The sequence below is a fragment of the Endozoicomonas acroporae genome, assembly GCF_002864045.1.
Classification (GTDB): Bacteria; Pseudomonadota; Gammaproteobacteria; order Pseudomonadales; family Endozoicomonadaceae; genus Endozoicomonas; species Endozoicomonas acroporae.
The window spans coordinates 57,606-75,893 of record NZ_PJPV01000133.1 but is presented as its reverse complement, the minus strand read 5'-3'; the positions used below and the strand labels follow the sequence as shown (position 1 = coordinate 75,893).

The 18,288-nt window shown below is 48.0% G+C and carries 9 protein-coding genes; 2 read left to right on the top strand and 7 right to left on the bottom strand.

Annotation, left to right across the window (positions count from 1 at the left end):
- Positions 1 to 99 precede the first annotated feature (99 nt).
- From CX664_RS18530 to CX664_RS27835, 5 genes are all read right to left on the bottom strand, one after another.
- On the bottom strand, positions 100 to 2,157 hold the full coding sequence (locus CX664_RS18530; RefSeq protein ID WP_101748162.1) for an ankyrin repeat domain-containing protein: 2,058 nt from the start codon (positions 2,155 to 2,157) through the stop codon (positions 100 to 102).
- A 214-nt stretch (positions 2,158 to 2,371) separates the two neighbouring features.
- Positions 2,372 to 7,027 carry a DUF4116 domain-containing protein gene (locus tag CX664_RS18525; protein WP_101748161.1) on the bottom strand — a complete coding sequence of 1,552 codons (4,656 nt, stop codon included), beginning with the start codon at positions 7,025 to 7,027 and terminating at the stop codon, positions 2,372 to 2,374.
- A gap of 113 nt (positions 7,028 to 7,140) precedes the next feature.
- The gene (locus CX664_RS18520; RefSeq protein WP_101748160.1) at positions 7,141 to 9,330 is read right to left on the bottom strand and encodes an ankyrin repeat domain-containing protein; all 2,190 of its coding nucleotides are present in this window, start codon (positions 9,328 to 9,330) and stop codon (positions 7,141 to 7,143) included.
- A gap of 676 nt (positions 9,331 to 10,006) precedes the next feature.
- Positions 10,007 to 10,987, bottom strand: a complete 981-nt coding sequence (locus CX664_RS18515; RefSeq protein WP_101748159.1) for a transposase — start codon at positions 10,985 to 10,987, stop codon at positions 10,007 to 10,009.
- A gap of 214 nt (positions 10,988 to 11,201) precedes the next feature.
- Positions 11,202 to 11,327: a hypothetical protein gene (locus CX664_RS27835; protein WP_276328503.1), complete on the bottom strand. Its 126-nt coding sequence runs from the start codon at positions 11,325 to 11,327 to the stop codon at positions 11,202 to 11,204.
- A 130-nt stretch (positions 11,328 to 11,457) separates the two neighbouring features.
- On the opposite strand from CX664_RS27835, the gene mutL reads away from it, so the two are divergent.
- Positions 11,458 to 13,422: a DNA mismatch repair endonuclease MutL gene (gene mutL, locus CX664_RS18510; protein ID WP_101748158.1), complete on the top strand. Its 1,965-nt coding sequence runs from the start codon at positions 11,458 to 11,460 to the stop codon at positions 13,420 to 13,422.
- 156 nt (positions 13,423 to 13,578) lie between these two features.
- Here mutL and napF read toward each other — a convergent pair whose 3' ends face one another.
- The gene (gene napF, locus CX664_RS18505; RefSeq protein WP_101748157.1) at positions 13,579 to 14,139 is read right to left on the bottom strand and encodes a ferredoxin-type protein NapF; all 561 of its coding nucleotides are present in this window, start codon (positions 14,137 to 14,139) and stop codon (positions 13,579 to 13,581) included.
- Between the two features lie 422 nt (positions 14,140 to 14,561).
- Positions 14,562 to 15,881 carry a TatD family hydrolase gene (locus CX664_RS18500; protein ID WP_101748156.1) on the bottom strand — a complete coding sequence of 440 codons (1,320 nt, stop codon included), beginning with the start codon at positions 15,879 to 15,881 and terminating at the stop codon, positions 14,562 to 14,564.
- Between the two features lie 553 nt (positions 15,882 to 16,434).
- Between CX664_RS18500 and CX664_RS18495 the strand changes: the two genes are divergently transcribed.
- Positions 16,435 to 18,282, top strand: a complete 1,848-nt coding sequence (locus CX664_RS18495; RefSeq protein WP_146000137.1) for a hypothetical protein — start codon at positions 16,435 to 16,437, stop codon at positions 18,280 to 18,282.
- Positions 18,283 to 18,288: the final 6 nt, after the last annotated feature.

Sequence of the window (18,288 nt, the reverse complement as noted above, 5' to 3'; positions counted from 1 at the left end):
TAGTAACACTGTTATTATTAAGAAAATGGTGCTTACGTCTTAAAATCTGACCGTTCAGATATACTCTATACCCTTGAGAATAATGACGTCTCAGTGCTTTCATTCAGGCTTGAAAGCCAACCCTTTCACTTTATGCACTAACCCGCTGAGGGTGCGTTTCAGGGCGGCTACTTTTGCTGCCCTCTCTTCGGCTGCTTTGGCTTTCATCACATCGGCCCCTCGCACATCAGCATTATGTTCTACCATATACATACAGGCATTCGCTTTTTCTTTCCGGCTAACCTTTTCAAGGGGAATCCCAAAAAGATATTCGAACCTATTGCAATGATCAAAAGCTGTCATCTTTTTTTCATCCAGAATATTGAAATCAGCCCCTCGCATCAGCAGCTCTCGAATCATATCTATACTGCCTTGACTCGCTGCAATGTGGAGCGCTGTTGCTCCGCCTTTATTCTGGGCATTGATTTCCACTTCTCCGTTTTCAATCAGATCGGCAAGGATAGCCAGTCGAACTGTCCAATCTACCTGATAGTCCCAGTCGGGGGCCGACACGGCATAATGGAGAGCAGTATTCCCATCTATATTTCGTAAATTGGCCTTAGCGCTCCTGTCCAGCAGCTCTCTCACTGTATCTTTCTGGTCCATTAAAGCCGCGTAGTGGAGGGGAGTGTATTGGCTTTTTTCATTTTTCCATGCATCGATGCCAGCCCCACGAACTATTAAAGAGTCAACCATCTTCCATTTCCTGTTTTCTATGGCATACGCAATCGTCCTGCCACCTGCGGAGTCACAGGGGGCTTTAACATCAAATTTGGCATTGTCCAGAACCTCCAGTATTTTTGCTGTGAAGTGGTGGCCATTGCGCCTGGCGAGGTCCAGAACCATCTTGCCACGGTTAGTTTTGGCGTACATGTTGGCCTCCTTTTTAATCAATTGGCTAAAGGCCTCCAACTTGCCATTCGTAGCCGCAAAGTGGAGAGGCGCATAGCCGCCTCCATTTTGGGCATCAACATCGGCCCCGTGTTGAACCAAGGTATTAATGGCATACTCGAGGGCATCCTGATGTTCAAGCCTGTTGACTAAGATGCTGAGGGGAGTTGACCTACCGATGTCCCGATGGTCGATGTCATCCTGAAGGTTAATCAGGGTATCCATGAAATACTGAAAGGTCTTCAGCTGACCATCGGCACAAGTCAGCAGGTAGAGTGGTGTCCTTTCATTGTTGTCCAGGGCGTTGGCATTTGCGTGATGCTGAAGCAGCTTATCCAGGATGTCCCGTTGGCCAGATTGAGCCACAAGGTGAAGAGCTGTCCTCCCTTCATCTTTGGTCTTAGCGTTGATATCTGCCTTATACTTCATCAGCATGTCTATTATTTCCGGCTTACCCAGACGAACCGCAAGGTGGAGTGCTGTTTCATGTTTGTTGATCCGGTCGTTAGGATCGGCACCATTGGCTAATAAAAACTCCACCAGCACCCAGTTTTTTTCCCTGGCTGCATGAGCAAGCATGGTTCCTGCCCCATTACCACCACAATCGGCATGAATGTCGAATCCGGCTTTTACCATACAGGGGATCAGGGGCGTAATATTGGTGCCATATTGGAATGCACACTCCATTACTGTCCTGCCATAATCATCTTTGAGGTTAACGTCAGCCTTGGCCTCGTTAACAAGCAGTTCAATGATTCTCTGATTGCCATGTATAGCGGCAAGATGAAGAGCGGTTTTCTTGCCACTGAGTTTGGTTTTGGCGTTGACATCAGCCCCTTGTGCAATCAGGGCAAGGATGTCGTCATTGGTCAGATCCTCCGGGTTCTCGGTGTTGGTGATTGCCCGGTGAAGATCTATGGTCGCCTTTTTTATTTCGGCTTTAGTAATACGGCCGGTACGCTCATGATTTTTCACCCCGTCATTCGTGTCGGATTTTTTTGGGCAAAGGGACTCGGTTTTAATCTCAACTTCACGATTACAGACAAGCGTTTGCCGGGGCAGATTTTGAGATGGATCAATTTGTGGTGTGTGACCAGGTTGTTTAGAGGGAGCAAGGGAAACTGTTGAACCGCCAGTTGCAGGCCGATTAGAGGCAACGCAGTTTTCTTCATTGTCGAATTGTTGATAAACCGGTCTTTCAGAACTGAATGCTTTGACAGTGTTCATGATAATTCCTCTTTGAAAATGCGTTAATTCATTTCCGTGCTATAGCGCTACATTATTATTGGCTGTTATTGGTTGACCGAGGCTATTTAGACTGCGAGTTACCAAATTGAAACATTGGACAAAAAAACAAGATAAAAGTTGCACAGAACAAAGTATTTTTTACGCCAGTTAACTAACTGAAATATTAGACAACTGACCTTTACCAGTTATTCGCTTATGAACAACACTCTATGAGGGATGGGTCGTGACTGCCAGAGGCACACGGGCCATTATGAAAATGTTGATAATACCTTAGCGCAACAGGCCCGACATGATTCATCGCTGCTGCAATGATCTCGGGTTTGCCTTGTAATAAACGGTCAACGTACTGCAAAGTAATACCATTATACTGCAAGGCGATATTGACCAGCTCCGGGTCATTGCGGCAATGGTCACTGGCGAACTGTAGCGCCAACGGATTTTGGTGCAGGGCAAGTTTGACCACCTCCGGGCAATCCTGAAGCAGGTCACTGGCAAACTCCAGCGCCATACCGTCATTTTTCACCGCCAGTTTGACCAGCGCTTCATTGGCTCGCAGTTCCGGGCTGGCATGCTCAAGTGCCATACCATCCTGTTGAACTGCCAGCCGGACAGTTGGCTCGTGCCTGCGTAGCCTGCAACTGGCATACTTGAGAGAGCGACCGTGACCTTGCACAGCCAGTTGCACCAACTCTTCATCGTCTATCCATTTCTGATTGGCGAGTGTTTTAAAGTGCAAGGGGTCTTTTGATACGACAATGGTCAATAATTCCTTATCTCCACATTGCTCTTTATCAAGATAAGGATAAGGATGACTGACAGCCAGTCGAACGTAGTACGGATGATGTTTTAATTGTTCGTTGGCATACCGTAGCGCCCAAGCATCATTTTTCAGCGCTGCTTGAACAATTGTTCGATCCGCTTTTAACCGTTCACTGGCGTATAGCAGGGCAACCCCACAATTTTTGACAGCGGCCAATACGACGTCTTCATCATCCTTAAGCCCCTCACTGGCAAATTTCAGAACACTCCCATCGTTCCCAACAGCTTTTTTGACCAGTTCTTTATCCGCCTGAAGCTCAGGTCCAGCATGTTTTAATGATAAGGGTTCTGAGCCAACCGCCGTGAATACTACTTCTCGGTCATTATTTAATTCCGGAAAATATCTCAGCTTACCGCTTATTCCTGGTTTTGCCAGTGCTTTTAAGGCAAGTTTCCGATAAAGATGATGGTTGTTAAGCAGGTTTTTCCTGAAATTGTGGTGAAATAATCGATAGGAATCATCTTTATCACTGCACTTCAGCGCCAACAGAAGAAGCTCTTTATAGAATTCAGGATGTTGTTCCAGATACTCAGTTGCCGCATTACAGGAAAGAGCCTGTGATGTGTTTTCAACTGCCGTGGTTAACAAGCGCCGGAGAAGTTCAGGATTTGATGATAGCTCTGGCCCTATAAGGGCAATGGTGGTTTCGGTGATTTCCGGATCCTCTGTATTTGCCAGGACATAAGACAGAATTTCAATATCGTTTTTAAAGGGTTCCGGCACATCGACAATAGCGCCAGTGTGGCTTTTGATGGCGGTAAAAACCATTGCCCGCTGATTGCGTAGTTCAGGAGCAAGGTATTTCAGGATATGGCCATTTTGCGACACCAGACGCATGGCCGTTGTTTCGTCAGCTAGCCAGTTAACGTATTTGTTCACCAGGGGGCTGGCTTTGGCTGGATCAGAAAGTAGCCAATGCCAGAGTATTTTCTGCCTGTGCGTATCGAGTTGATCGTTCAACGCTTCTTCAATACAGTTGATGGGAGCCTGAGAAAAGATCAGCGCCGTTTCAACCAGGTGACGAATCGCCCTGTCCCGGGTACAGTGGCTCATCAGTGATTTTGTGCGTGAGTAAGCGGAGCACCAGTAGATATGCTCCAGGGCTGATCGATTGGTTGCAGCGAAAGCGGGATTATTCAGCCTTTCCCTGATTGTGGCCATATTCCAGTTTGTCTGACTTTCGTCCAGATGTAATGGCCCCAACAAAAAATCCATATTGAACAGGATGTGCAATACACTCAGAATGTCCACAAACATGTGCTGCAAATCTTTTTTGTCAGGAAGATGGGTGAGTTCAAAGAGGGCCTGGCCTGTCTGTTCATTGAAATGAATGTCCGGTGCATTGAAACCGCTATTTTTCCAATAGTGAGACAGCGTTTGCGCCAAAAACCACAGTCGTTTGAACTTTCCGCTCAGGGTTTCTTGCAATGAATCGGCCAGCGCCTCAGAGTAACACATCCGAAAAGTCCGTTGTTTGCCACCGTCGGCTTGTTCCAACAGGTCGATGGTACACGCATGGCCCAGCAGCTGAATCGACAACCGGGTACAATCTGGCATATTGAGAGCGGTCACTCTTTCGGCCCGTAATTGCCTGAGTGCCTCACGGCAAGTGTCATCGAATAATGGTTCTTTCTGAGACGTTGAGAAATCAACAATATCGATTTTTCCATAGATAGGCCGCCTTATTGTGCTCACTTCACCCTGCCCTGAAGCGGTGGCCACGGGCCAGAGCCTGGTGAGAAAACATTTATGCAACCATAGAACCAGTTCATGAACGCTCTCAATGTTGTGTACCTGATGGACTGCTTCAAGCCTTTGCAGGTGGTCTTTTAATAACTGGCAATGGGCCAGCCATTGTTGAAAATCCGAACCTGAGGCCGGTAACTCCTTGCCAGGCAGAAATGGCCTTGTGACCTGGGCAAGGGTTTGTTTAACCTTTGTTTGCACCAGCGCCAGTTGCTCGCGAAGGGGGATTAACTCCTCCTGGTATTGCTGCTTAAGATCAGGATCAGCGGCTGCAAGCATTAAAAACCGTTCGTAGCCAGAGAGAAAAGCCGCAATCTCTTGCATAAAGTTGTCGATCTCCTGAACACATCCCTGCACAATCTCTTGTCGCTCGGGGTGCATGCTCAGTTGGACAGCGCCGGTTTTGGACAGGCATAAATGAATCAGTCGTTCAGTCCCGAAAAAATCCAGCAGCCTGGTGTTTTGCTCGACAAGCCAGGAGAACAGACGTGCTACCGACGGTTCTTTTTCCGGCTCCGCAGGTTGGTATGCCTGCTGGGCAGCCTGCGCGGCTTGATAATCAGGGGTGGCCGATTCGCCACTGAAATTCAACAACTCCTGTTCCCGATCACCCGGCAATAAAAACCCGCCGGACTCTTTCTGAAACTTCCCACACACCAGCGTTACCCATTCCTGCGCATCATTATCGGGCCACCATTGAGGCTCCTTCATCCCCACACAGGGTATGCGCTCCTGCCTCAGGCCGATGGATATATGGTCGTTATTAGCCCATTTGTTGAAGACAATCCCCTTTGTTTTTTCCAGAACCTCCGGGGCCAGTAGCCAGTCACCGCCATGGTCACAAAAAAGAATGACATTGTCAGGCAGACTGCTCCCGTTGACCGGACCGCTGATGGCCAGCGCCAACCCTGAGCCACAACCGTCGCTAATGACGGTGCCCTGATCCAGAGCCCGGGGGGGAGATGCCATGGAAAAATGGCTGCCGCCGGGCAGGCAGGTAATCGGGCGTCCCTGCAAAAAAAGGACATGGCCATCCGGATCAATGGCAAATTCAAAGTCCACAGGGCACAACAACGCGTCTTCCAGTATCTTCCCCCCCTCAACCAAGCGGCTCAGTTGCTCTTTGCCAATGAACTCAGCCGTGGCAGCAGCAGGTTCAAATTTGACCCACTCTTCCTCATAGCCACCCTGTTCATTGGCGCGCAAAATGAATCCACACTCAGGATTGCCGGGGTTAAAGGTGGCCTCCCATTGCTCGCCGTTGCGCTTAATCTCATAACCATGGGGAGTGATACCGTATTGACCGGACACCACCGTCTTGGGCTGCCCCGGCCCCCACTCGAGCACTAGCGTGCGGTCATCAATGCAGCGATAACTCATTCCCACCCCGCCAACGCAACATTGAATGCACTGTTGCAGGATAATTGCCATCCCTTGCGGGGCTGTTGGGGAAAAAACCGCGGGACGGTAAGCAGAAGCGAGCACTTTCAGACAGGTTGCCACGATATCCGCCTGGTCATGCACCAGGGATTGGTACTTGCCGGCCTGGGCGTTACCAAAGGCGTCCTCAGCCACGCCGGAGCTGCGCACGATAATCGGACTATCGGGCTTAGTCAGGCCGGTGCGCAACTCCTTATAAATATCCCGTATGGTGTCGGCAATGGTCAGAGCGCTTATTTGCTGATAAAAGTCCGCGCCAGCAATAAACGAAGAAAGCGCATCGAGCCAGCGTTGTTGTCTTGTTGTTGGCTTGCCCGATGGGTTGCCTGCTGGTGCCATTTGGGTAATCCACTGTCTTATATTCACCAGACTGGCCGTTGTATGGGGAAACTCATGGCCATCATCCAGCATGGCCAGCAATGGGCTGGCATCGAATGGAAGCGCCTCAAGATTCTGCACGATGCTTGTCTCAATGCAGCGAAATGGCGGGACAGTTAATCCTGCGCTCTTCATCAGGGTCAGGAACATCCCTTTTCCACCTAACAATTTCCGATTTGGAATAGTCGGGGAATCAACGTTCAGCTGCGATTCGGTAAAGCGCCTGGTTTTTAATGGCGGTGCAAACGTTTCAGTGATTTTTTGGCCGGTGCTGCCAGAAGGAGTAAACGTGGTATCAATCCCGGAAGTTTCACACTTTCGATTTGAAGATAAAGCGTAAGTTTTTAAAGCGCCTGATACCGGACTTTCACCATTGGCGGCTTCAGCTTCCCTGGTGCCAGGCAAACAGCTGGAACAGGAGTCTGTGACCGGGTGGCTAATAATATCTGACTTTACATTAAACATGATGACATCTGCTGTGTAGTTGTAATAACACTGTTTTTATTCTGGAAAATAACCCTTCGGGCTTAAACTTTGACCGTTCAGATATAATCTATACCCCTGAAAATAAGGGCTTCTCAGCGATTTCGTTCAGACTTGAAAAACGCTTTCACTTTATGCACAAACCCGCTTGCAGTGTGTTTCTGGTCGGCTGCTTCCGCTTTCCTCAAATCGACTCCTCGCACATCAGCATTATGTTCCATCATTAACAGACAGGCTTTCTGCCTATTGCAATAGTCATAAGCTGTCATATTGTCTTTATCCAGAATGTTGAAGTCAGCCCCTCGCTTCAGCAGTTCCCGAATCATTACTACATAGCCTCCACCCGCTGCGATGTGGAGTGCTGTTATTCCACGTTCATCCCGGGCATTGATGTCCACTTTTTTGCTTTCAATCAGTTCGACAAGGATGCTTTGTCGATGTGCCAGATTTTCCGAAGTGGGCAAATGTGCAAAACCTCTGTCCATCACGGCATAATGGATAGCTGAACGCCCACGTATACTTGGTAACTCGGGGTTAGCCTTTCTCTTTAGCAACTCACTCACAGTATCTTTTCGGTCCTTTAAAGCCGCGTCGTGAAGGGACGTAATCCGGGTTGCTTCATGTTTCCATGCATCGATGTCAGCCCCATCTGATATTAAAGAGTCGACCAGTGTCCATTGCCTGTTTTGTACGGCACAAACAAGCATCGTTGCACCATCAGATGTGCAGGGTGCATGAACATCAAATTTGGCATTGTGAAGGCTCTCCAACATTTTGGCTGTGTTTTGGCCATTGGACCTGGCGACGTCCAAAACCATCAGGCCGACGTTGGTCCTGGCGCTCATGTTGGCCCCTTTCACAAGCAGGTGGTTAAAAACGTCCAGCTTGCCCTGGGCAGCAGCAAAGTGGAGTGGCGTAAGCCCGCGTGAATCACTGGCGTTAACATCAGCCCCGAGCAAAACCAAGGTATCAATGACACACTTAATGGCTTTTTGATTGCGAAGGCTCTTGACTAAATAGATGAGGGGTGTTCTCTCATTGTTGTCCCGATGATTGATGTCAGCCTGGTTTTTAGTCAAGGCGTTCATGAAATATTGAATGGTATCCAGCTGACCATTTTTGCAAGTGAGCAGGTAGAGTGGCGCCCTGCCATTGTTATCCCGGGCGTTGACGTCGACGTTAAGCTGAAGCAATTTATCAAGGATGGCCTGCTGGCCTGATGCAGCCACAAGGTGAAGAAGCGTCCTCCCCTTATTATCTCTGGCGTTGATGTCTGCCCCATAATTCATCAACTGGTCAATAATATCTGGCTGATCCTGACGAGCTGCATCGTGAAGAACTGTTTTCCCCTTATTATCCCTGGCGCTGATGTCTGCCCCATACCCCATCAACTGGTCAATGATTTCTGGCCGACCCAGACGAGCTGCATCGTGAAGTACCGACTTCCCTTTATGACGACTCCTGACGTTGATGTTTGCCTCATGGTTCATCAACATCTTAATGACATCTTGCCGCCCCTGACGAACTGCAAGGTGGAGTGCCGTTCCCCTGATATTGATCTCAGCGTTAACCCTGGCACCTTTACCCAATAAAAATTCCACAAGCTCCCAGCTATGCTCCCTGGCCGCATGAGCAAGCATTGTTGAACCGCAATTATCACACTTCGCATCAATCTTGAGCCCGGCATTTACCATACAGCGGATCAGGGGCGTAATGGATCCATTCTTGTGAGCACACTGCATGACAGTCCAGCCATAATAAGTTTTGGCGTTAACGTCAGCACCCTTGTTAACAAGCAGTTCAATTATTCTTTTACTGCCACGTAAAGCGGCTATGTGAAGAGCTGTCTCTTCGCCATAGTATTTGGTTTTCGCGTTGATATTTGCTCCTTTTTCAATCAGGGCGAGGATGTCATCATCGATCAGATCCTCCAGATTCTTAGTGAAGGTGAGTGCATTGTGGAGGTCTTTAGTAGCTTGTTTAATGTCTGCTTTTGTTATTTTTCCGGTTTGGCCATGAGCTTGCGTCCCGGCTTTCGTGACGGACTTGTTTGGCCAAAGAGGCTCAGTTTCCGGCTCAATCGCACGATTACCAACAGGGGTTTGGCAGGTCAGACCTAGAGATGGATCAATAGACGACGAGTGAGTACGGTGTGCAAAGGGAGCCAGGGAAACTAATGAACTGCTGGTTTTCGGCTCTGTAGAAGCATCGCAGACGTCTTCATGGGGCAATTGCTGATAACCCATGCTTACAGGTCTGGGTGTGAAAATTTTCAAAATGTTCATATTGATAGTTCCTGTTAAAAAATACTTTGCTTCGGTTTTGTACTCCAGTACTTCATTGTTGTTCACCACTTTGAGCAATCTTTTTATTGGTTGAGCTTTTGATTGGTTGAACTTTTGATTCGTTAAAAAGAAGACTATAAAAGGTCCGTAAACCTGTTTTGCTAATTAGACAAAAAAAATGATAAAAGTTGCACGATGAGAAAGTTTTTTGCCTAGTCAAGATAAAAAGGAAAAGATAAAAAAGGGGTGCTCTCTCGGGTTAATAGCTGGCTCAGCAATCAAGTAGAACTTTGCCTGACATAACGTTAGACCACAGTTGTTCCCAGCGCCCCTTGCTATAGGTACTATGGTACCCCTTGCTATAGGTACTATGGTAAAAAAGGACACCCAAAAAAATGAGGTAAATAGATGAAAAAGGACACCCAACTTTTAAAAAATGAAAATAAAAAAGGAAAAATAAAAAAGGACACCCAACTTTTAAAAAGTGAAGAGAGTACGACATGTATTCATTTTTAAAAATGATAGTATTGATCGTTTTAAGAAATTCTCATTCATACCAGGCAGGAAGAGGATAAAAAGCACTCAGCAACAGCCAGATAGAAGATACTATCGAGACAATATAAGAAAGAGTTCTCAGAAAACTCTAGCCACATTAAAGTAAATGAAAATGTGTTGATCAGGCAGGATAGAGTTTACCGCTCACAGACATCCCATGAACCCAGCATTTTCCGGTGCTTTCTGCATAAGCCTTCAGTGAAGCCAGCTTGCCGACTGCGCGGTGAAAACGATTATGCCAGCGCATAGTCTGCAGCCATTCACTTGGGTCAATACCCAAGCGCTCCAGGATAGGCGGTACATCGCCAGTTATACGACCACGTTTGCCTTTGCGAATAATTCGGCCAGACCAGTCAACCAGTTCAAAGTAGCTACTGAGTGGGTATGGAATCGCCTGTTCAGGATTTTGACCCTGAGCTTTTAACGGTTTCAAGTGTGCCTTTTGTTTTTTTCCGTTTGCGCTGTCGTATGACTCAATGCGTTCTTTTATAGAGGTATGCTCTGAGGTTTCCAGAGTTGCAGCAATTTTTGCCCGGATGGGGTTTAAGTCGACATAGGCCATGCAAGTCAGCAATGCGGCATCATCTAGCAGGGCCTGACTTTTGTAACGACCTTCCCAAAAGCGCCCTTTGCACTCATCCTCTTTATTGGCCAGCCGGGCTAAATATTCGTTAAGACAGCGCATGAACCAGCTGATATCCATTAAACGACTGCGGTACTCCTGTGCATATTCTTCAACACGTAGCAGCTCTGCTTTGCCCAGCTGATCGTCGGCAAGATAACGCTGAACCAGGTGCGGGCCAGAAAAAAGCTGCGTCCAGCGTTGTAAGACTTCTTTGGTGTCCCATTTTTTGGCTTGCTGACTATTGATATGGAGCACCACATGATAATGATTCGACATAACCGCATAAGCACAGACTTCCAGGGCAAAAATACCAGAAAGTGCTTTCAACCGATCAACCACCCACTGCCTGCGATGCTCATAGTTTTTGCCTGAGAAATTGTCTTTGCCACATAGGAAAGCCCTGCGAACACAGCGTGCCATGCAGTGGTAGTAGGGCGTACTGGCTGGATCTATGAGGTTTTTTCGGGCAGTCGTCATGTCGTTTTTTTTGGTTACTGGGTATATGTCCGTAAAGCCTTTGAGAGGCCCCAGTAGGAAAATAGACAGTGTGGCCGATTAGTCAAATTTTAGGTGTCCTTTATTTCCGCTTTTCCTTTATTTCCGCTTGTCTTTGGGTGTCCTTATTTCTTGTCCTTTATTTCTTGGTTCCCGAATTTTAGGTGTCCTTTAATTCCTTCTGTTTGGGTGTCCTTTATTTCTTTCTGTTTGGGTGTCCTTTATTTTTTGCTTTATTTCTTGCTATTTCCGCTGTTGTTTGGGTGTCTTTTATTTTCTTCTTTATTTTCTCTTTTCCAATATCATGCTGAACAGTAAACATGTAAAGAGCCCCCTTTAACTGATAGTCTTGCTAAAAACTCGATATTCGATGGTAAAAACCGGGGAAACTTCCTCCCGGTATTGTTACATTAAGCTGGCCCGAGAACTCTTATTGGACCCAATAATTGACCATGAAACCCATTCGTCTTCTTGATAACCGACTGGCTAACCAGATCGCTGCCGGTGAGGTGGTGGAACGTCCGGCTTCAGTCGTCAAAGAACTGCTGGAAAACAGCATTGATGCCGGTGCCAAGCGTCTGACGGTTGAAGTGGAAAATGGCGGTGTCAAATTGATCCGTATCCGTGATGATGGTCACGGCATACCCAGGGATGAGTTAGCCCTGGCACTCTCCCGCCATGCCACCAGCAAGATATCTGAACTGGAAGACCTGGAAGGTGTGGCTACCCTCGGATTTCGCGGGGAGGCGCTTGCCTCCATCAGCTCAGTTTCCAGACTCACCCTGACGTCTAATGTGGCAGAACAGGCATCAGGCTGGCAGGCCCGAGTGGAAGGACGGGATATGGAAGCGCAGGTTATGCCCGCACCGCATCCGGTGGGCACCACCATAGAAGTCAAAGACCTGTTTTTTAATACACCGGCTCGTCGCAAGTTTCTCCGTACTGAAAAGACCGAATTTTCTCACCTTGAAGAGGTGGTTAAGCGCCTGGCTCTGTCCCGCTTTGATGTGGGCTTTACCCTTCGCCATAATCAGCGCAGTGTCCATCAGCTTCGTCCTGCAGTGACCCAGGCGGAAAAGGATCGCCGGGTAGCTGCACTTTGCAGTCCCAAATTTATTGAACATGCGGTTATTATTGATGTTGCCGCCTCTGGCCTGAAACTGTACGGCTGGGTGGGGCTGCCTACGTTCTCCAGGGCCAGCGCTGATCTGCAGTACTTCTTCGTTAACGGTCGTGTTATTCGGGATAAGCTGGTGGCTCACGCAGTTCGTCAGGCATACCGTGATGTACTTTACAACGGGCGTCATCCGACATTTGTCCTCTACCTGGAGTTGGATCCGGCCATGGTGGATGTCAATGTGCATCCTACCAAACATGAAGTCCGTTTTCGGGATGGCAGAACGGTTCATAACTTTCTGTTCAGTACTTTAAATCGTGCCCTGGGTGAAGTTCGCCCGGAAGATCAGCTACCACCCACGGTTTTGACCAATCCGCCTCAACCCACGGCATCGGGTATTGATGCCGGTGAGTTTCAGGGCCAAGAAGCCATCCAGCTTGCAACCGCCCCGACAACATCCGACAGTACCGGGCATTATACCAATCAAAGCTCCGGCGGTAGTGGCAATCATGACCGTCGCCCTGCTTTATCAGAAGCGCCATCGCCCGGCCAGGTTAAACGACAGATAGAAGCCTATAGCCAGCTATATGCCACTTCTGCTGAGCCTGTAACTGCCAGTCAGGCGAAAGCTGTGGGTGACCATGCGGTACAGGAAACCGGCGTCGCATTTTCCGCTCAGGTGTCGGCGCAGCCGTTGCCGGAAAATGACTCTCTGGCACCGCCTCTTGGCTATGCCATTGCCCAGCTGAAAGGAATATATATTCTCTCGGAAAATGACCAGGGGATGATTCTGGTGGATATGCATGCCGCTCACGAACGGATTACCTATGAGCGCATGAAGCTGTCCTATCAGGAGCAGGGAATTCGTGCCCAACCATTGCTGGTGCCTAAATCCGTATCGGTGAGTGAACGTGAGGCAGACTGCGCAGAAGAAAACAGCGAATACTTTACCCGTCTGGGACTGACCCTGGAGCGGATGGGGCCGGAAACGCTGCTGGTGCGTCAGATACCGGTGATGCTGCAGAATGCCGATGTTGAGAAGCTATTGAGAGATGTACTCTCAGACTTGATGCAACACGGTACCAGCGACCGCATTGAAGCCCATATCAATGAAATACTGGCCACCATGGCCTGTCATGGGTCGGTGCGGGCTAACAGAAAACTGTCCATTGAAGAGATGAACGCCCTGCTTCGGGATATGGAGCAGACAGAGCGCAGCGGACAATGCAACCATGGTCGCCCAACCTGGACCATGCTCACTATGGATCAATTGGATAAGTTGTTTTTGAGGGGGCGCTAGGAGGCTGTCCGAGAATAGTCTGCCCTACTGCGGTGGCAGCAAATTGGTCTAAAAATTCCGTTTTGTTCGGCAAATAGCCCCGCTATTCACCTCACAAAACGAAATTTTTATCCTCAATTTTCTGCCATCCTCGCTACGGGGTCGCCTAGACGGGCGCTATTCTCGGACAGCCTCCCAGGAAGCTTTGGCCATGACCAATACACGACTGTAGCAATCCAGAGCACACTCGCCACAGCCACTGCAGAGACTGAGGTCTATCACCGGCTTATTATCCGCAGCAAAGCTGATCGCCTGTTCAGGGCAGGTTTCCTCACAGAGGTTACAGTACATCCCCAGTTCTGCCTGGCAACTGCCAGCAAGTTGGGGAATCACCTGCCGCTTTTTCCCTTGTTCACCGCTCAAGGCTCCCGATGGGCAGGCATCAACGCACTGTCCACAAAAGTCACAACGACCGTAAGAAAGGTCCAGTACAGGACGACCAGAAAGAATCTCTTCTTGCTCATCGGATTTTCCCAGCACCCGCATCGGGCATTGCTCAATACACTGATCACACTGGGTACACAGCGCCAGAAACAGTGTGTTATCTACTGCCCATGGCGGCCGTGGGTAGCGGCTATTGGGGATCACCTGCTCGGGTTCAGGGGCGAAACGCCGGAAAAAAGCCCGCCTTGCCGGGGATACCAACTGTTCGTCTTCTGTTCTCTGTATATCGGACACGACTTAACCAGAAGCCTGTAGGCTTGAAAATTGTGCCCAACATACGCTGTTTGAAGAATGATTAAACCGGTATTTATACGTGACACTTTTCGCCCTGTGCCCCTTTACCTTGCTTGGCTCACATTTACAGCGTATCCAGTTGTCAGCTGTTGCAGAAATAAATCCGGCCAATTGACCATCTTGCAAGTTTAAGGTGCGTCTTTGTTATTCCAGACAGTCTTATACTTCCCATCGGGAGACGTGACTATATCGAAGTCCGGTGAAGAAAATAATGCAGGAATATATAATTCTTTGATGATCTTATAATAAATAAAATTACCTTCATATATAGAAAACAAAGAACAGTTTTCTCCATAATAACTCCTGCACCTATTGATTAATTATTGCTCAATCATTTTAACCAGTTATTCACCGATGCTGCGTCAGTCGACGAGTGAGAATATCCGGCGGGCATTTTCTGTGGTTGCAGCAGCAATCTCTTCTCCATCCACACCCAGCACCTGGCTCAGCGCATGGATCACATAGGGCAGATTGGCCGGTTCATTATCACTTTGTCCTTTGCCACGACCACCCCTGTGCTGATCTGGCTGCCGGGGCATAACCAGATAAGGTTTTAAAAACGGTGCATCGGTCTCAACCATCAGCCGGTCACGCAGAGCCTCCCAACCGACAGAGCGCAGCGCACCCACCAGATCTTTATTACGCGTATTGCCGATCCAACCGGTAATCCCGATGGAACAGCCCAGATCAAGATAGGCCTGCAGCTGCTCACTGTTACCGGTGAAGCAATGAACGCAGGCCATGGCTGGAGAAGGCAGTTGATTTATGTAGTCTGTCAGAATTTCAATGAATTGCTTGTGGGCACCCCGCTCATGCAAAAACAGTGGCTTTTTCAGTTGTGCCGCAAGCTCCAACTGCTCCCTGAACACATCTCTTTGGACATTTTTGGGAGACCACTCGCGCACAAAGTCCAATCCACACTCACCTACTGCAATACAGTGGCTGCCGCCCCGTTCCATTAATTTTTTCATTTCCGGTATGCCACCATCTTGCTTAAAATTCCTGGCTTTGTGTGGATGGCATCCCACTGTGTAATACAAAGAGCATCGAGAGGAATCGGCAGACGCACAGGCTCCAGCGGCCCCGGTAGCATGCGGAGATTGCTTCAGCCATTTATCCACGGCTTTCTGCGCCTCTATTGCTAAAGCAATAGAAGTACCTGTTATCATGATGCGACCGACGCCTGACCGGGAAGCATTGGCAATAACCCGGGACAAGTCACCAAACCTGTGTCCGACGAGATTGGCTCCGATATCAACCAATGGCGTCTTGTATCGAGGCCTGAACTCCGCAGGCGTCAATTTCACCTTGCTCAATTCTGATCGGTCAGCCAACTGAAAATCAGAAGAATCACGACCTCTGGCAGTAACATCAGGTGATGCAGCTGTCTTGGTTGAGCGCTGGCAATGACGGGACTTCAGCCCCCTGTCGGGCCTGGTCTGCGGCTCCTGGACGGCAGGATAGTCCGGGTTGTCCAGGTATCGGGATGCACAGGGGGAACCTGAAAAAGGCTTATCAGAAGCACCTGAGCGCCCCTTCTTTTTTTTATTTTTCCGGCCTTTTGACGAACTGCCTTCTTGCCAGACTTTCAGATCCGATTCGTCGGCAGCCGCCTGCTTGCCTTCGCTGCTAACGTCATGAGAGGAAGCGGGATTGGATGACGTGATATTGGCCGGAATCATATTAGTCAGCTCGCTCCTGCCTTACATCATTAGAAGTTGCCGTCAACATTTTCACGGCACACAGGCACTTTTAACTTGAACGATCAGGCTAGTAAACGGATACGACAATTGCCACTGTACACGACAATATTCATGGTGTGTTCTCCCACCTGACCAGGCTGAGAAAACGACAGTATCAGTATGGCACTGGTTAATGCTGATAATAATTCAAACGGTATTAGTACCTGTTTAAGTAGTTGGCCAAATGGAATCGTATATTTCTGGCTTACCCACATAGAATAAAGCCTTATCAGCATCACTTTTTCTCTATAAATTATTGAATTATCCCTTGAAAAAAACCTTGGCACTAACTTTGCGCAAGCATCAATGGAATATCTATTAACTGACCTCAAGGAAAGGGATTTATGGCTTAGAGCCTCAAAACCTGCCGCTTCCAGAGCTGGAAGCGGTGCTCATCATTCAGTTTTCATGGCAAATACAGTTTTGAACTTATAGTTAATCAAAAGGTCATAATATTAAGGTACTATTACAAATTCAGGGTAGTTTTCAGGGCATGTTTAATTCTCCTTTATCAATGGGCAATGGTTCTCCTTCTTTTTTAAATTTTAACGGAGGAGAAGGTACTCTAAATGCCCCCCAGACCCGTGTTTTCAATACGCAAACTCCGGGTTTGTGTCAGTCTGGACCAATGTCAATGATGCCCGGGCAGAGTATCACTACTCAATTACAACAAAGGAATATCAAGGCAACAGAGACAACACACTGCAATATGAATCCGGTAATGCATGCTGCCCCTTTGGATCACAGGCAATTCACAAATCCCCCCCAGCACCGTAAAGAAACGCCCCCCATGTTGACGTCGTCAACCGGGATCTATAATCCAAATTCACAATGCTCCCCGGGTTATCGATTCAGTTGCCCAGATCAAAGTGCGTCATTTTTGCAATCACCACCAGTTTCCGGCCTGCGCCCTGATAGTCAGGACCCTTTATTGTCGTCCGGTGTATTCATCAGATCCAATCGTCCCCGATTAATGCCAGACGCCTCTCCAAAAGCAACGGCTCCCCGTTTACCAAGTCAACGACTGGCTCATTTCTCAACCCCCCCTGTAGAGGCTAATCTGCCCCGACAGGTTTCCCGGGTTTCGCTTCAGCTGCCTCTGCCTCCAAACCACCCTCTGGTTTCGCAGCTCAATGCTACAGTGTTAGGTGCACCAGCGACTCCCGATTTGACGCCGACCCTGGAAATCGGTAACCACAATGCATCAACGGTGCCCCCCCACAACCCTGCAAGAAAATCCTCACGGCTTTTGTCAGCCGTAGCACAATCCATTTCTAACACCGTCATTCCTCAGCTTAAAACGGAGATAACCAGAACGGTCGAAGCTATAATGCCTGATGTAATGCGGGAACTAATGGGGGAACAAATCAAAAGTGAGGTAACCAATGCTGTCAAAGCTATGATGCCCGTATTACAGCAACAAATAAATCAAGTTGTTTCATCATCAATAACAGCAACTATTCCAGGCATGCACCCCCTTCTTGTAAAATCGGTTTCAGAAGCAATCAAGCCATTATTGGAAGCCAGGCAGGAGGAAGCAAACAAACAACTTCGCGAACATACCGATAAAATACTGGCAGAAACCACTGGAAAGCACATTAAGAAGGCATTTGAAGAAAATTTTTCTCAATACCAGGCACAGCAGAAAAAAACTAAAGCAAGTTCTTCAAATTCATCAAGCCGGGTTCTGGAAACACTGAATGGCCCTCCTCCTCTGAAAAAAATGCGTACTTCGTACGAATCGATTCCTGTTGCTGATCCTGAAGTTGAGAGAAGCCAAGTTAATGTATCAAAATTAAGCAGCGAAGTGAGTAAGTTCATGCGTATTAAAGCACTGAACAACAATGAGTGCACTGTCGGAAAGATTCTACAACTGGCAGCTCGATTAATTGATAATGATAAGGAATTACTGCTCCGGGCTGCAAAGCCACGAACAAAAAGACCACGCACAAACCTGAATCATCAGGAGCGAATGAAATTAGAAAAAGCTAGAAAAAGAAGAATACAGAAACAAATCGATTCAGGGATACAGGAACTTGGAAACAGCGTTAGACGATTTTCGGAACAACACCTTAAAGAAACAAGACCGGGTCACGATAGCACCCCTGGTGAAATCATTGAACAAGCATGCTCTATCCTGCGTGATAAAAATAAAAATACTTTGGAAGTGCCGTCTATTAAAAGGAAAGGTTTACGCAGTGCCGGAAAAGGTATAACTCTCAGTGAATATCACAAAAACCTTAAGGCATTATTAGCTAAAGAGAAGAGTGAACGATTAGCTAAAGAGATGAGTGAACGGGAAGATACCGGTTCTGTGAAAAACAGTGAAGCAGATAAGTAGCTGGCC

Excerpts from the sequence above, each read along its gene's own strand:
- CX664_RS18530 (WP_101748162.1), bottom strand. The coding sequence starts at position 2,157 with ATGAACACTGTCAAAGCATTCAGTTCTGAAAGACCGGTTTATCAACAA.
- CX664_RS18525 (WP_101748161.1), bottom strand. The coding sequence starts at position 7,027 with ATGTTTAATGTAAAGTCAGATATTATTAGCCACCCGGTCACAGACTCC.
- CX664_RS18520 (WP_101748160.1), bottom strand. The coding sequence starts at position 9,330 with ATGAACATTTTGAAAATTTTCACACCCAGACCTGTAAGCATGGGTTAT.
- CX664_RS18515 (WP_101748159.1), bottom strand. The coding sequence starts at position 10,987 with ATGACGACTGCCCGAAAAAACCTCATAGATCCAGCCAGTACGCCCTAC.
- CX664_RS27835 (WP_276328503.1), bottom strand. The coding sequence starts at position 11,327 with ATGTTTACTGTTCAGCATGATATTGGAAAAGAGAAAATAAAGAAGAAA.
- mutL (WP_101748158.1), top strand. The coding sequence starts at position 11,458 with ATGAAACCCATTCGTCTTCTTGATAACCGACTGGCTAACCAGATCGCT.
- CX664_RS18500 (WP_101748156.1), bottom strand. The coding sequence starts at position 15,881 with ATGATTCCGGCCAATATCACGTCATCCAATCCCGCTTCCTCTCATGAC.
- CX664_RS18495 (WP_146000137.1), top strand. The coding sequence starts at position 16,435 with ATGTTTAATTCTCCTTTATCAATGGGCAATGGTTCTCCTTCTTTTTTA.